The organism is Cryobacterium sp. MP_M3 (assembly GCF_015752155.1).
In the GTDB taxonomy this organism is placed as follows: domain Bacteria; phylum Actinomycetota; class Actinomycetes; order Actinomycetales; family Microbacteriaceae; genus Cryobacterium.
In genome coordinates, this window is the sequence record NZ_JADOVI010000009.1 from 17,843 (window position 1) to 31,128 (window position 13,286).

Consider the following 13,286-nt stretch of genomic DNA (forward strand, 5'->3'; position numbering starts at 1 on the left):
ACTGCCTCGCGGGGCGAATCGGAGGGCTGCCCCAGCCAGGCCGTAAGCCTGGCCGGGGTGGCCTCGTCCCGGGCCCCTGTATCCCCCACGGTCATTCGAGTATCGAATCTCACCACGGAACTAGTACGATCGTACAACATGTGGGGAGGTTCTGGTGGTTCGCAGTGATGCTCGCTCCGTGGAGACCCGCGAGCGCATACTCGCCGCCGCCGCGATCGAGTTCGCCGACCGCGGTTACGCCGGCACCTCGATCGCCCTCATCGCCGAGAAATCGGCCACGGGGAAGGGTCTGGTCCAGTACCATTTCAAAGCGAAATCGGACATTGCCCTGGCCATTGTGCGCTCCGCGTTCTCTCAGGCGCCGTTCGCGAATGTGCTCGGAGTCGACACCGTTCACGGGCTCGAAGCCGTGGTCACGTCGATCCGCAGCGTCGCAGGCGCGTTCCGCGACGACGTGCGGGTTCGGGCCGCCGTGCGGCTCATGCGGGAATACCACCTGATTCCCGTCGCACTGCCGATGCCCTACGTGGGGTGGATTGCGCGCATCGGCGCGCTGCTCCGGGAGGCCGAGGCTGCCGGCGAGATCCGCCCGGGGCTCGATGCCGATAGGGAGGCCTGGCACCTCGTCGGCTACTTCTCCGGCGTCCAGGAGATCTCCAATCGCCTCTCCGCGCGGGAGGACCTCCCCGAGCGGATCGAGGAAATGCTGGACCGTGCGCTCGTGACATTGGGGGCCGTAGCACCGGAACGGTACCTCTGACGACTCGACCGCGGTCGCGGCGCGCACTTCTCAGGCGGAATGGCCGGGGAGGCCCGGTTTCTGCAGGAGCCGGGTGATCCGGTTGGCTTCCTCGAGCAGCAGCTGGCCGAGCACCTGCTGCCGCTCGGGCCGGAATCTCGGCTCGATCCCGGTCAGGGAGAGCGCCCAGGTCGGCCGGTTGGCGCGGTCGAAGATCGCGGCGCCCATGCCCCAGCTGCCCTCGAAGATGAGCCCGGGGTTCACCGAGTACCCGGTCACCCTGGTTCGACTGAGGTTGGCGCGGATGGCGTGGGGCGAATGCTCCTCTCCCCACCGGGCGACGAAGGGCTCGTCCTGCACGAGCAGCTGCTCCACCTCTGCGTCGGGGAGGAATGCCAGGATGGCGATCCCGGCCGAGGCGACACCGAGCGGGAAGCGCACGCCCTCGTGCAGCACGAAGGAGCGGATCGGGAAGCTGCCCTCCTCCCGCAGGAGGCAGACGGTCTCAGCGCCGCGCCGGATGGACAGGAACGCGCTCTCCCCGGATTCCTCGGCCAGGCGCCGCAGGCTGGGCCGGGCCAGCTCCTCGATCGGATAGCGCTGGGCGGCGACAGCCCCCATCACGAAGATCTCCGGGCCGTAGTGCCAGGTGTGGCTGATCGGGTCGTGGTCGAGGATGCCTTCAGCCGCCAGCGAGCTGAGCAGGCGGTGCACGGTGGGTCTGGTCAGGCCCGAATCCCGCACGATCTCGGCCAGGGGGGTGCCGGCCGGGTTGCGCCCCACCAATCGGAGCAGCAGGGCGATGCGCCCGACGACCTGCGCGCCCTGCACGGGGCTTCCGTGGTTCTCGGTCACAATCTCTCCAATGCGTCCATAATGTGGATATCCGCGAGCCTGCTGTTCACGGAGTGGTTGATCGCAAGCATAGCGAATCGTAGGCAATTGACAGAGGTCCAATTCGCCGCCTAGCATGGCCGACAGACGACGTGTCCACAAAGTGGATACTCAGAATTGCTCGATGAGGAGAATTCCATGTCCAAGGTTTTGGGAAGCGCCGCCGACGCGCTAGTAGATGTGTTGCGCGACGGGATGGTGCTGGCCGTCGGCGGATTCGGGCTCAGCGGGATCCCCGCGGACCTGATCGACGCGGTGCAGGCGTCCGGGGTGACCGGCCTGACCATCGTCTCCAACAACATGGGCGTCGACGGCCTGGGCCTGGGTCGCCTGCTCGATGCCGGCCAGGTGCGGAAGGTGATCGCCTCCTACGTGGGCGAGAACAAGCTTTTCGCCGAGCAGCTGCTCGCCGGGAAGCTCGAGGTGGAGTTCAGCCCCCAGGGGACGCTCGCGGAGCGACTGCGGGCCGGCGGCGCCGGCATCCCCGCGTTCTACACGAAGACCGGTGTCGGCACTCTGATCGCCGAGGGAAAGCCGCTCGCCGAGTTCGACGGCGTCACCTACCTGCAGGAACGCGCGATCATCGCGGACGTCGCCTTGGTGCACGCGCATCTCGCCGACACAGAGGGCAACCTCGTCTACCGCTACACGGCCCGCAACTTCAACCCGATCGTGGCGACGGCCGGACGCATCACCGTCGCCGAAGCCGAGCACATCGTTGCGCCGGGAGACATCGACCCGAACCACGTAGTGACCCCCGGGGTCTACGTGCAGCGCCTGGTCCAGGCGACCCGGCGCAACAAGAACATCGAGCAGCGCACCGTGCGGCCCCGGCCCGTCGCCGTGCCGGCCTGACGCGGCCTGACCCGGACCGAGATTTTCGACCAAGGAGCCTGACAATGACCTGGACCAGAGACGAGATGGCTGCGATCGCGGCCGAAGAACTGAGCGACGGCGACTACGTCAACCTGGGCATCGGCATCCCGACCCTTGTCGCCAACAATCTGCCGGACGGCATCCGCGTCACGCTGCAGAGCGAGAACGGCCTGCTCGGCATGGGACCGTTCCCGTGGGAAGGGGAGGAGGACGCGGACCTGATCAACGCGGGCAAGCAGACCGTGACGGTGCTGCCGGGAGGGTCGATCTTCGACTCCGCAACCTCGTTCGGAATGATCCGCGGCGGGCACGTGAAGGTCGCCATCCTCGGTGCCATGCAGGTCTCCGGCACCGGCGACCTCGCCAACTGGACCATCCCCGGGAAGATGGTCAAGGGCATGGGCGGTGCAATGGACCTGGTCGCCGGGACACCTCGGGTCGTCGTGCTGACCGAACACGTGGCCAGGGACGGCTCCCCGAAGATCGTCGAGACCTGCACCCTGCCGCTGACCGGAGTCGCGGTGGTCGACCGGATCATCTCCGACCTGGCCGTGTTCGACGTCACCGACGCCGGCCTCGTGCTCCGCCGGCTGGCGCCCGGGGTCAGCGTTGAAGAGATCCGCAACAAGACCGAGTCGGCGTTCAGCGTCGCGATACTGGAAGTGGTGGGCGAATGAGTCTCAAGGAACAATTCGGCACGGACGTGCTCCTGACCGGCTGGGGCCACAGCCGGTTCGGCAAGCTCACCGAGGACACCCTCGAATCGCTGATCGTGCGGGTCGCCGCCGAGGCGATCGAGAACTCCGGCGTCGAGGCCGCCCAGATCGACGAGATCTACCTGGGCCAGTTCAATTCCGGCCTGGTCCCGCTGGGCTTCCCGTCATCGCTGGCGCTGCAGACCGACCCGGCGCTCGCCAATGTGCCGGCCACCCGGGTCGAGAACGCCTGCGCGTCCGGCTCGGCCGCGTTCCAGCAGGGCGTGAAGGCGATTCTCGCCGGAACCGCCCGCACGGTGCTTGTGATCGGCGCGGAGAAGATGACGGATGCGTCGCCGGAGCTGGTCGGTTCGGCCCTCCTCGGCGCGGACTACGACCTGGCCGGGCAACCGTCCACGTCGGGCTTCGCGGGGCTCTTCGCCGTCGTGGCCGGCGCCTACGAGGACCGGTACGGCGCCATCGGCGACGTGCTCGGCTCGATCGCCGCGAAGAACCACCGGAACGGGGTCGACAACCCGTTCGCCCAGTTGCGGCGTGACCTGGGTGAGGACTTCTGCCGGACCGTTTCGGACAAGAACCCGATCGTGGCCGGAACGCTTCGCCGCACCGACTGCTCCCCGGTCTCCGACGGGGCCGCGGCCCTCGTGCTCACGACGGGGACGGCCCGCTCCGCCGGCGCCGCCACCGATCCGGTGCGCCTGGCCGGCTTCGGCCACGCCAACGACTTCCTGCCGGCCGCGCGCCGCGACCCGACGGAGTTCGCGGCCACCCGGGTCTCCTTCGAACGCGCCCTGCGAATGGCGGGGGTCGGGCTCGACGACCTCGACTTCGCCGAGGTGCACGACTGCTTCACCATCGCCGAGCTGATCATGTACGAGGTGATGGGCCTGACCGCCCCAGGCGAGGGGCGCCGGGCGGTCGAGGAGGGCTGGGTCTACCGCGACGGGAGGCTGCCGGTCAACATCTCCGGCGGGCTCAAAGCCAAGGGCCACCCGGTCGGCGCGACCGGGGTCTCGCAGCATGTCGTCTCGGCCATGCAACTCACCGGCACGGCCGGCGACATGCAGCTGCCGGCGCCGCGCCGCGCGGTAGTGCAGAACATGGGCGGCGTCGGCGTCGCCAACTACGTCAGCGTGCTCGAGGCCGTCTGACCCGAGCCCGAGCGGTGTCCGCCGCCCGTGGACGCGCTCTCGAACCGGAATGGAACCCGCCGGCACGGCCGATCAGCCGACGAACGCGACCATGGTCAGCACGGTTGTGCCGTCGATATCGGCGGTCGACAGCTCGACCCGGGCCGAACCCAGTTCCGCCAGCGACGACGGATGCGTGCCGCCGCACGGAATCCGCACGGTGTGCCCGGGAAGTTCGAGCACCCAGTACCGGCGGTCGGTGAGGCGGTCACCGTCTCGGTCGATCCGTACGCTCGCCCCCGTGGCCATCCATTCGGCCAGGCTCGCGTTGACCTGGGCCTCCACCTCGGCGAGGCCGTCGACGAAGCCGTCGGTGACGAAGCCCTTGCGGCGCAGGGACTTGCCGAGCCGGTAGGTGTCGGTGGACCCGTTTTCGCCGATCAGGGACACGTCGATGGCCACGCCGTCGAAATCGGGGTGGCCGAGGCCGTCGGGCCGGGTCTCCTTCTTCCACCGCTCGGCGAGGGCGCGGTTGAGCGCGAGCGAGGCCAGGTGGCATCCGGTATGCCCCGCGGACATCTGGCGACGGTAGCCGGGATCGACGACGGCCTCGGCCTGGTCGCCCTCGGCGATGGCGGCGTCGCCGGCCAGGAGGTGCACGACGACGAACGCCCATCCTTCCGTGCTCTTGCCGACCGGGATGTCCCGGCCGAGGTGCAGCGTGGCACCGTCCGTCGCTCCGACGACGCAGTCCTGCACCGGCAGTTCGGCTCCAGCGACGCGGAGCACGGCACGGTCGGCACCCTGGTCGGGCCAGCCGGCGTCGACCGGGTGCACGCAGGTGCGCTCCAGCAGCACCGCGAGGCGACCGTCGGGCCGGCGTTCGGCGTGCAGGACTGTGGTGGAGTTCTCGGTCTCACCGGACGGGTACCCGACCAGGGTGTCCTCGAGGGGCAGCGTCACGATCGGATCCTTTCGAACGGGCCGCCGCGCGCGGACGGGCGCGGGGCGGACACAGCAAAAGTGCCGCCGCGTACACACGTGGCGGCACCCTCGGTAATGGTGGAGGAGGCGCTAGGCCTTGCGGGCCTTTTCAGCCGTTTCGTTGGACTTGGCGTGCTTGTCGGCACGCTTTTCCTTCAAGGACTTTCCGGCAACCTTCTTGGTCGCGTCTTTTTTGGGCGATTTGTCAGCCATGTGTACTCCTTCGATCCGAGCCCCAGCGGCACCGTGACTTCGACCCTACGCGGATTCGCGGGAATCGGCATCTTCCGGCTCCGCCCTGTGCAACAGTGCTTCTCCGTCGTAGTCTGTCTGCAGCGAGCCGCCGACCCGCGGCGGGCGATCCTGAGCGGCACACCCTGACCGACACAGATTGGGAGATCATGAACGAGAAGACCACCTACCGAGCAATCTTCTACGGCGCCAACCCGATCGCGGCCGGCACGGAGCGGGAGTTGGAATACGTCGACGGCGGCTACCAGCAGACCGTCACTCTCGAGGTGACCGAGGACGGTGCCACCGTTCGCCGCGTATTCAAAATCGGGCATGTGACCGAAGAGCCGATCTCCTACCGCTACGTCGAAGACCTGCACGACACCGAGGGAGAAGCGGACGTACCCAACTAGGGCGTGCCCGACTAGGCCGTTCCCGACTAGTTAGATCCGCTTGCCCGGACTGCGGCTGAGCCGCACAGGCAGTGCCATCAGCGGGCCGACGAACCGACGCTGCAGGCGCCGGGCCGGGCCCCAGACGAACTGAACGACGTATTGGGAGAGGATGGCACCCGCAGCCAGGGCGACCGCGACCGCGCCGGCCGTCAGCAGGCTGAGCAGCCCGTTGATGTCGCCGTCGGAGAGCTGCAACAGCCCGCGGAACAGGATCAGGCCTGGCACGAGCGGCACGAGCGAGGTGACGACGATGACCAGTGGGGGAGTGCGCACGATCCGGGCGGCGACCGCCGCGGCCAGGCCGACGCCGATGGCACTGGCACCGGACGACCAGACCAGACCGAACCCGGCGGAGGCGGCCGCCAGGTAGAGGAACTCGGCAACGGCGCCGAGCGCGCAGACCACCCAGAACGCGCGCCAGGGAACCTGCACGGCCAGGCCGAAACCGATCACGATGACCATGGATGCCAGCAGCAGCACCGGCAGGTCGGCCAGGGTCGGCGTCAGGTTGGCGTCCACTCTCAGCTGGAGTCCGAACCGCGCGAGCAGCAGCGACGCGCCGGCGACGCCGGTGACCAGCCCCCCGGTGATCAGGAGCGCCTCCATCAGCCGCGCCGTGCCGGTCAGGTAGAACCCGGAGAGGGTGTCGTGCACCGCGCCGAAGGTGGTCACCCCGGCGAGGAGCATGATGATGGTCGCGATGACGACGAGGGACGGGTTCGCCGTCGGGTCGATCAACGCCACGATCGCGGCCACGATCGGGCCGATCGCGCCGCCGACGACGTTCTGGTAGAACAGCGGAGCCTGGCGCCGGTCGAGGGCGGTCGTGATCATGTCGATGAAGAAGGTGGCCACGAACGCCGCCGCGAGCACGATCGGCCCGCCGCCGATGAGCACGGCGGCCCCGGCGCCGACGAGGCTCCAGCCCAGTCGCCGGTAGAGGGCCGGGACCTGCGGCTTGGAACTGACGATGGTGGCGAGGGCCTTGCGGGCGTCCGAGACCTCCATCGGCTGGTCGAGCAGGTCCACGATCAACTCGGAGGTGGCGGTGAGCTTGCCGTAGTTGAGAGATCGGTACTTCACATTGCGGCTGCGGGTGATCGACTCGTGGGTTCCCGGGTCTTCGTGTGTGAGCGAGATGATCGTGTGGGTGATGTTGGCCTCGGTGCCCTTCAGCCCGTAGGCGCGGGTGATGGCCTCCATCGCGGCCGTCGCGTCCTCCGCGCCGGCGCCGGCGGCGAAGATGACCTCGGCCAGGCGCATCGTGAGGTCGAGAACCGAACGGGTGTAGGCGGCGTTGTCGAAGACGCCGATGCTGGTGGTCGGATCAGACATCGATCGGCCCCAGCCAGGCCGCCGCGACCGTGGAGTGTGCGGATTCGGCGTCGGACGGGTGGAACAGACCGGCAAGCACATCCCGGTAGAGCCGCCCGAGCTCGCTGCCCGCGTAGTAGCTGCTGCCGCCGGTCACGCGAATGGCCTGGTCGACGGTCAGCCTTGCGGTCTCGGTGGCACGGTGCTTGAGCCCGGAGAGCAGGGCGAACCACTGTGGGCCGTGGTCGACGAGGGTGTCGACATCGGCGGCGAGCGCGTCGATCTGCGGATAGATGCCGTCCATCAGGATCGCGGCCTCCGCGACGCGCCAGCGGATGTCCGGATCCTGGGCGAGGGTGCGCCCGTCATGTCGCAGGGAGGTGCGTCGCTCGGCCGCTTCGACGGCGAGTTCGACGGCGCGGCGGCCGATGCCGCTGTACACGGCGGCGAGGAGGATCTCGAAGTTGGCGAAGATCGCGAAGATCAGCCGGTCGCGGCTGGGCCCGGGATCGAGCCGGCGGAACACCCGGTCGGGCCGGGCGAGGGCGCCGTCGAGCACGGTGGTCTGGCTCTGGCTGGCGCGCATGCCGAGCGTGTCCCAGTCGTCCTTGCGGCTGATGCCGGGATCGCTGCGGTCGAGGAAGGCCCACACGATCTTCGGTGCGTCCGGGAAGGTCGTGTCCAGCCCCATGGTGCCGAGCCTGGTCCAGGCAGGGGAGAGGGTGGTGAAGATCTTGGTGCCGGTGAACCGGTAGCCGCCGCCTGGCTGCGGGCGGGCATCCGTGATCGAACCGGTCAGGACCAGGTCGTTACCTGGCTCGCTCACGCCGAAACCGAAGATCTCCCCGGTGCCGGCCTCGTGCAGGAGGAACGAGAGTGACGTGTCGCCGTGGTCGTGCAGGGTGCGGGCGACCCCCGTCCAGACCAGGTGCATGTTGACGGCGAGGGCCGTCGCCGGGGCGTGGGCCGCGAGGCGAACCTGGTCGCGGGCGACGTCGCGGAGGCTCCGGCCGAGGCCGCCGAACTCGATCGGAACGAGGGCGCGGAGGTAGCCGCAGGCGGCGAGCTCGGCGAGGTCCTCCGTGGGGAAGGTGTTGGCCTGGTCGTGGCCGGGGGCCCGGGAACGGATTCGTTCGAGGAGGTCGTCGCCGAGCGGGGAGAGGCTGTCGGACGTCGTCACAGACTCCAGCCTAGGCAGCCTTGCGCTTCCTCGTCGACAGCCAGACGATCAGCAGCACGATCGCGGCGACCGCGCCGAGCGCGAGCAGCCACGGCAGGACGAAGCCGATTCCGATCAGGGCGCCGCCCAGAGCCGCGACGAGGGCGTTCCAGCCGGCGACGATTCCGGTCCAGAAGCTGTCGGGGGAACCGGGAGCGACCGTGCCCGTGGAGTAGAGGTCGAGGCTGATGGTCGAAAAATCAACCTGATCGGAGAGGTAATCACGCTGGGACTGGAGCCCCTCGAGCTCGCTCTGCCTGGCGGACAGGGCGCTTTCGATGGCGATCAGGTCGGTGGTGTTGGTGGCCTGCTGCATCAGGGTGAGCAGCCGGTCGACCGAGGTCTTCAGCGACGTGATGCGGGCGTCGAGGTCGGTGGTCTGCTGGGTGATATCCGATGCGTTGAGTGAGACGAAATTGACGGTGCCGAGCTTCTTCAGCTCGGCGAGCGTGCGATCGAGCTCGTCAGAGGGGATGCGCAGGGTCAGGTTGGCACTCGCCGGCTGGTTCGGGGTGGCCGGATTCTCGGTGCGGCTGTCGATGCGTCCGCCCGCCTGTTCGGTGATCATCACGGCATCCTGGGCGGACTTGATCGGGTCGTCAACGGTGATCGACACCGACCCGGTCGTGATCACGTCGCGGTTGGAGGACTTGATCTCACCCGTTGTGCCTCCCTTGGCGGCTGAGTCGGGCGAGACGGGTTGGGGGGCTCCGACGACGCCGCCGGACGAGTCGGAACTGGACGAGCCCGACCCCGATGTCGACGCACCCTGCGCGGTGCAACCGGCCAGCAGCAGAACGGCGACAGCCAATGCGACAACGGATATGCGCTTCATGGCCCCACTTTAGGGTCAGGGTTGATGCCACTGTCTGAATGCTCTCTGGGAGTCGAATCACAATCGGATCTCGGTCCCCTGAACGGACACGGCCCGGGCGGGGATACTGGAACCATGACGTGGTGGACGGCTCTGATCGAACGGCTTCGCCGGCGACGCCCACCGCTCCTGCACATCGCCACAGACGAGGGCAGTGGGCCGGTCGTGATCCTGGTCCACGGCATCGCGTCGTCGTCGGTGACCTTCCGGGAGGTCGTGCCCCTGCTCGTCCCCGGGCATCGGGTGATCGCCGTCGACATCCTCGGTTTCGGTGAGTCACCGGCCCCCGAGGGCTGCGAATACCGGCTCGAAGACCACGTCGAAGCGCTCGACGCGACGATCCGGTCCCTGAACCTGCGGGAGCCGATCATCCTCGTCGGGCACTCGCTCGGCAGCCTGATCGTGGCCCGGTACGCGTCGCTGCCGCGAACGCGGATGTCCCGGCGCAGCCAGGTCTCCCGGGTGGTGCTGGTCGGGCCGCCGGTCTACCTCTCGCCCTCCGACATCGGCGACCGCTGGGTGCGGGCGCGGGTGAGCGCCTACCTGCGTGCCTACGATTTTCTGCGTCTGAACAAGGACTTCACGATCAGCAACGCGGCCATCATCTCCCGGCTGCTGCCGAAGGGGATCTTCGAGATCTCCGAGCGCAACTGGACCCCGTTCGTGAAGTCCCTCGAGCACTGCATCGAGTCCCAGACAGTGGTCAGTGACATCGCCAGCCTCGCGGTGCCGGTCGACGTGGTCTACGGCACCCTCGACGCCTTCATCGCACTGGGCAGCATGACGGTGATCGAACGGATGCGCCACGTCACCATGCATCGGGTCGAGGCCAACGACCACCTGATCCGGCCGAGGCTGGCGAAGGCGCTCGTGGCAGTGATCGACGCGGATGGCGCGGTCGAGACAATGGCGTCGCCGGTGACGGAACCGGCCGGTGAACCGAGCGGAGAGCCGGCCGCAGACCGATGACCCGTCGGCGGGCGTGCGGTGGCTAGGCTGGACGTATGGACACTCGAACCCTCGGCAAGACCGGCCGCACCGTTTCCGTGATCGGCCTCGGCACCTGGCAGCTCGGCGCGGACTGGGGTGACGTGTCGGAGGCCGAGGCGACGACCGTGCTCGCGGCATCCGTTGACGCCGGAGTCACCTTCTTCGACACCGCCGACGTCTACGGCGACGGCCGGAGCGAGCAGATCATCGGCCGGTTCCTCGCCGGCAGCCCGGCTGGCGCCGGCATCACCGTGGCGACGAAGATGGGCCGCCGGGTCGACCAGCTCGCGGAGAACTACGTGCTCGCGAATTTCCGGGCTTGGACCGACCGGTCGCGCGCCAACCTCGGCATGGACACCCTGCACCTCGTGCAGCTGCACTGCCCGCCGAGCGCCGTGGTCGAGTCGAATGAGGTCTACGACGCGCTCGACACCCTCGTGGCCGAGGGCGCGATCGCCAGCTACGGCGTCAGCGTGGAGACCTGCGACCAGGCCCTCGCCGCCATCAGTCGGCCCGGCCTGGCCACCGTGCAGATCATCCTCAACGCATTCAGGCTCAAGCCGCTCGAAGAGGTCGTGCCGTCCGCGCGCGCCGCGGGTGTCGGAATCATCGCCCGGGTTCCGTTGGCGAGCGGCCTGCTGACCGGCAAGTACACCCGCGACACGGCCTTCGCGACGAACGACCACCGCAATTACAACCGTGACGGCAGTGCCTTCGACGTGGGCGAGACCTTTTCCGGGGTCGACTATGAAACCGGCCTCAAGGCCGCGGCGGAGTTCGCGGCGATCGTGCCCGACGGCCTCACTCCGGCGCAGGCTGCGCTGGCCTGGGTCGCGCAGATCGACGGCGTGAGCTCGGTCATCCCCGGCGCCCGGTCGGTGGCCCAGGCCGAGGCCAACGCTGCGGCAGGCTCCATCCCGCAGCTCAGCCTCGAGTTCAATGAAGGCGTGCAGGACATCTACGACCGGATGCTGCGCGACCAGATCCACCCGCGCTGGTAGCGGATCCGTCACTGGTCGGGACCTCGGCCCTGCCGTCGAGTCTGCCCTGCCGGTGGCCCGAGGCTGTCGCCGGCGATTGAGCCTGGCCCAGGCGATTGAGCCTGGCCCAGGCGATTGAGCCTGGCCCAGGCGATTGAGCCTGTCGAAATCCGAGGCCATACTGGTGCGCAACAACGGGTGCAACAGGTCCCCGAGGAGGCCGCCATGGGTGACGACTACAGCTTCCACACCGAGTGGCGGATCGCCGGAACGACGGCCGAAGTGGCCAGGGTTCTGGGCGACGCGCGGAGTCTCCCCGTCTGGTGGCCCTCGGTCTACCTGTCGGCGCGCATCCTGGCCCCGGGTGCGGCGGATGGCCGTGGCGCGGTCACCGACCTGCACACCAAAGGCTGGCTCCCGTACACGCTCCGGTGGACCGTGACGGTGAGCGAGCCGGTCACCGAGGCCGGCTTCGCGGTGACGGCGACCGGCGACCTGATCGGCACCGGCCGTTGGAGCTTCGCCCAGGACGGCCCGGAGGTCGAGATCGGCTATGACTGGCAGGTCAGCGCGGCCAAGCCGCTGCTCCGTCGGCTGACGTGGCTGCTGCGGCCCGCGTTCTCGGCCAACCACCGGTGGGCGATGAGGCGTGGCGAGGAAAGTCTCAGGCTGGAACTACGCCGGCGCCGAGCGGCGACAGCCCAGGACGCGAAGCGAATCCCCCAGCCGCCGGGCCCCACCTTCCGCCGCCGCACGGTGTGATCCACCGGCCACCCGGTTCACGCCGCGGCCCTGCGGCGGTCGAGCTTGTCGAGACCCCCGTGTCATGATTCGGCGAGGTCGCCGACGGTACTGGCGGCGGTCCCGTGTACCGGTCAGTGCGTGTCCTGGTCCAGGGCCGCCGTGCCCGGGTCGAGCTGCCGGTGGGTCTTGCCGGGGAGGGCGATGAGCGTTTGCGCCGGGTCGACCGAGACCGGTGGTTTCAGCCAGTACTGGTCGCCGTCGCGGAGGATGACCCAACCCTTGTTGTGGAGGAGCAGGTGGTGGGGGTGGCAGAGGCAGACTCCGTCGGCGAGGTCGGTGAGCCCGTGTTCGAGGAGCCATTTCTTGACGTGGTGGGCTTCGGTCCAGGATGGTGGCCGGTCGCAGTCGGGCCAGACGCAGCCGCCGTCGCGGGTGCCCATGGCGGTGCGTTGGGCGGGGGTGAAGAGGCGTTGCTCTCTCCCGACGTCGAGGGGTTGGCCGGTGTTGTCGAAGAGGATTCCGATGTAGCCGGTGTCGCAGAGTTGTCGTTCGACGGTGGCGAGGGAGATCGGGGCGGGGCTGCCCTCGATGGAGCCATGCCCGTTCGCCAGGACCACGGCCGTCCCGGGCTGATCTGGCTGGCCGGGCTCGCTGGGATGGCCGGGCTGGCCGGACAGGTCGGGGCGGCTGGGTTGGCCGGACAGGTCGGGTTGGCTGAGTTGGCTGGGTTGGCCGGGTTGGCTGGCTTGGCCGGGTTGAGTGGAGGTGGTGTGGGGTGTTGATGGTGTTGAAGGGAATGCACCGGCAGCGTCGGCTGCGTCGGGTGCGCTGCCGCTCCCGATGCCGGTGTTGGTGCGGGTGGTGTTGGTGAGGTCTTTTTGGGTGACGATGATGCGTACGGCGGGGCGGCGGCCGCCGAGCATCTGGCCGGGGTCTGCTTCGCCGGCGATTTTGAGTAGTTGCACGAAGGAGTCCGCGGCGATCTGCGCGGTGCTGCGCGGGTCGTCCTGGATGGCCTTGGCCCAGGCGGTGCGCTTCGGGTCCACGAAGCGCACCCCGCCGCGTCTCGGGCTGGTGATGGAGTCGTAGGTGGAGAGCACGAACTCGCCGTCTTCGGGGCGAAGAGGCCGTGCAGGCGGA

At 68.8% G+C, this 13,286-nt stretch carries 15 protein-coding genes; 8 read left to right on the top strand and 7 right to left on the bottom strand.

Annotated features, from left to right (window positions below):
- Positions 1-154: 154 nt before the first annotated feature.
- A complete protein-coding gene (locus IWX89_RS11370) occupies positions 155-760 on the top strand; it encodes a TetR/AcrR family transcriptional regulator (protein WP_196903677.1) in 606 nt (201 codons plus the stop codon).
- A 30-nt stretch (positions 761-790) separates the two neighbouring features.
- On the opposite strand, the gene IWX89_RS11375 is transcribed toward IWX89_RS11370, so the two are convergent.
- The gene (locus IWX89_RS11375; protein WP_307836525.1) at positions 791-1,594 is read right to left on the bottom strand and encodes an IclR family transcriptional regulator; all 804 of its coding nucleotides are present in this window, start codon (positions 1,592-1,594) and stop codon (positions 791-793) included.
- A 177-nt stretch (positions 1,595-1,771) separates the two neighbouring features.
- Here IWX89_RS11375 and IWX89_RS11380 point away from each other — a divergent pair, with 177 nt between their 5' ends.
- From IWX89_RS11380 to IWX89_RS11390, 3 genes are read left to right on the top strand one after another with little or no spacing between them, the layout of a single operon-like run.
- A complete protein-coding gene (locus IWX89_RS11380; RefSeq protein ID WP_196903679.1) occupies positions 1,772-2,488 on the top strand; it encodes a CoA transferase subunit A in 717 nt (238 codons plus the stop codon).
- Between the two features lie 44 nt (positions 2,489-2,532).
- Positions 2,533-3,186: a CoA transferase subunit B gene (locus tag IWX89_RS11385; RefSeq protein ID WP_196903680.1), complete on the top strand. Its 654-nt coding sequence runs from the start codon at positions 2,533-2,535 to the stop codon at positions 3,184-3,186.
- Positions 3,183-4,376, top strand: coding sequence for an acetyl-CoA acetyltransferase (locus IWX89_RS11390; RefSeq protein WP_196903681.1), 1,194 nt, complete (start codon positions 3,183-3,185; stop codon positions 4,374-4,376). Before IWX89_RS11385 ends, IWX89_RS11390 begins: the two co-directional genes overlap by 4 nt.
- Positions 4,377-4,448: 72 nt before the next feature.
- Here IWX89_RS11390 and IWX89_RS11395 read toward each other — a convergent pair whose 3' ends face one another.
- Positions 4,449-5,318, bottom strand: coding sequence for a metal-dependent hydrolase (locus tag IWX89_RS11395; protein ID WP_196903682.1), 870 nt, complete (start codon positions 5,316-5,318; stop codon positions 4,449-4,451).
- A gap of 111 nt (positions 5,319-5,429) precedes the next feature.
- Positions 5,430-5,552, bottom strand: a complete 123-nt coding sequence (locus IWX89_RS18825; RefSeq protein WP_255453709.1) for a hypothetical protein — start codon at positions 5,550-5,552, stop codon at positions 5,430-5,432.
- Positions 5,553-5,740: 188 nt separating this feature from the next.
- Between IWX89_RS18825 and IWX89_RS11400 the strand changes: the two genes are divergently transcribed.
- Entirely contained in the window at positions 5,741-5,983 is a 243-nt protein-coding gene (locus IWX89_RS11400; RefSeq protein ID WP_196903683.1) for a hypothetical protein, read from the top strand.
- A 30-nt stretch (positions 5,984-6,013) separates the two neighbouring features.
- On the opposite strand, the gene IWX89_RS11405 is transcribed toward IWX89_RS11400, so the two are convergent.
- From IWX89_RS11405 to IWX89_RS11415, 3 genes are read right to left on the bottom strand one after another with little or no spacing between them, the layout of a single operon-like run.
- Complete coding sequence (locus IWX89_RS11405; protein ID WP_196903684.1) at positions 6,014-7,360, bottom strand: threonine/serine exporter ThrE family protein; 1,347 nt, start codon at positions 7,358-7,360, stop codon at positions 6,014-6,016.
- Entirely contained in the window at positions 7,353-8,519 is a 1,167-nt protein-coding gene (locus IWX89_RS11410; protein WP_196903685.1) for an acyl-CoA dehydrogenase family protein, read from the bottom strand. Before IWX89_RS11410 ends, IWX89_RS11405 begins: the two co-directional genes overlap by 8 nt.
- 10 nt (positions 8,520-8,529) lie before the next feature.
- The gene (locus tag IWX89_RS11415; protein WP_196903686.1) at positions 8,530-9,393 is read right to left on the bottom strand and encodes a DUF4349 domain-containing protein; all 864 of its coding nucleotides are present in this window, start codon (positions 9,391-9,393) and stop codon (positions 8,530-8,532) included.
- Positions 9,394-9,507: 114 nt separating this feature from the next.
- Here IWX89_RS11415 and IWX89_RS11420 point away from each other — a divergent pair, with 114 nt between their 5' ends.
- The 3 genes from IWX89_RS11420 (at position 9,508) to IWX89_RS11430 (ending at position 12,164) form a co-directional block, all read left to right on the top strand.
- Positions 9,508-10,401, top strand: coding sequence for an alpha/beta fold hydrolase (locus tag IWX89_RS11420; protein WP_196903687.1), 894 nt, complete (start codon positions 9,508-9,510; stop codon positions 10,399-10,401).
- A gap of 35 nt (positions 10,402-10,436) precedes the next feature.
- Entirely contained in the window at positions 10,437-11,423 is a 987-nt protein-coding gene (locus IWX89_RS11425) for an aldo/keto reductase (RefSeq protein WP_196903688.1), read from the top strand.
- A 204-nt stretch (positions 11,424-11,627) separates the two neighbouring features.
- A complete protein-coding gene (locus IWX89_RS11430; RefSeq protein ID WP_196903689.1) occupies positions 11,628-12,164 on the top strand; it encodes an SRPBCC family protein in 537 nt (178 codons plus the stop codon).
- A gap of 113 nt (positions 12,165-12,277) precedes the next feature.
- Here IWX89_RS11430 and IWX89_RS18525 read toward each other — a convergent pair whose 3' ends face one another.
- Complete coding sequence (locus tag IWX89_RS18525; protein WP_231383198.1) at positions 12,278-13,246, bottom strand: hypothetical protein; 969 nt, start codon at positions 13,244-13,246, stop codon at positions 12,278-12,280.
- Between the last annotated feature and the right edge of the window lie 40 nt (positions 13,247-13,286).

Coding starts and splice junctions, on each gene's coding strand:
- IWX89_RS11380 (WP_196903679.1), top strand. CDS start 1,772: ATGTCCAAGGTTTTGGGAAGCGCCGCCGACGCGCTAGTAGATGTGTTG.
- IWX89_RS11385 (WP_196903680.1), top strand. CDS start 2,533: ATGACCTGGACCAGAGACGAGATGGCTGCGATCGCGGCCGAAGAACTG.
- IWX89_RS11390 (WP_196903681.1), top strand. CDS start 3,183: ATGAGTCTCAAGGAACAATTCGGCACGGACGTGCTCCTGACCGGCTGG.
- IWX89_RS18825 (WP_255453709.1), bottom strand. CDS start 5,552: ATGGCTGACAAATCGCCCAAAAAAGACGCGACCAAGAAGGTTGCCGGA.
- IWX89_RS11400 (WP_196903683.1), top strand. CDS start 5,741: ATGAACGAGAAGACCACCTACCGAGCAATCTTCTACGGCGCCAACCCG.
- IWX89_RS11405 (WP_196903684.1), bottom strand. CDS start 7,360: ATGTCTGATCCGACCACCAGCATCGGCGTCTTCGACAACGCCGCCTAC.
- IWX89_RS11415 (WP_196903686.1), bottom strand. CDS start 9,393: ATGAAGCGCATATCCGTTGTCGCATTGGCTGTCGCCGTTCTGCTGCTG.
- IWX89_RS11420 (WP_196903687.1), top strand. CDS start 9,508: ATGACGTGGTGGACGGCTCTGATCGAACGGCTTCGCCGGCGACGCCCA.
- IWX89_RS11425 (WP_196903688.1), top strand. CDS start 10,437: ATGGACACTCGAACCCTCGGCAAGACCGGCCGCACCGTTTCCGTGATC.
- IWX89_RS11430 (WP_196903689.1), top strand. CDS start 11,628: ATGGGTGACGACTACAGCTTCCACACCGAGTGGCGGATCGCCGGAACG.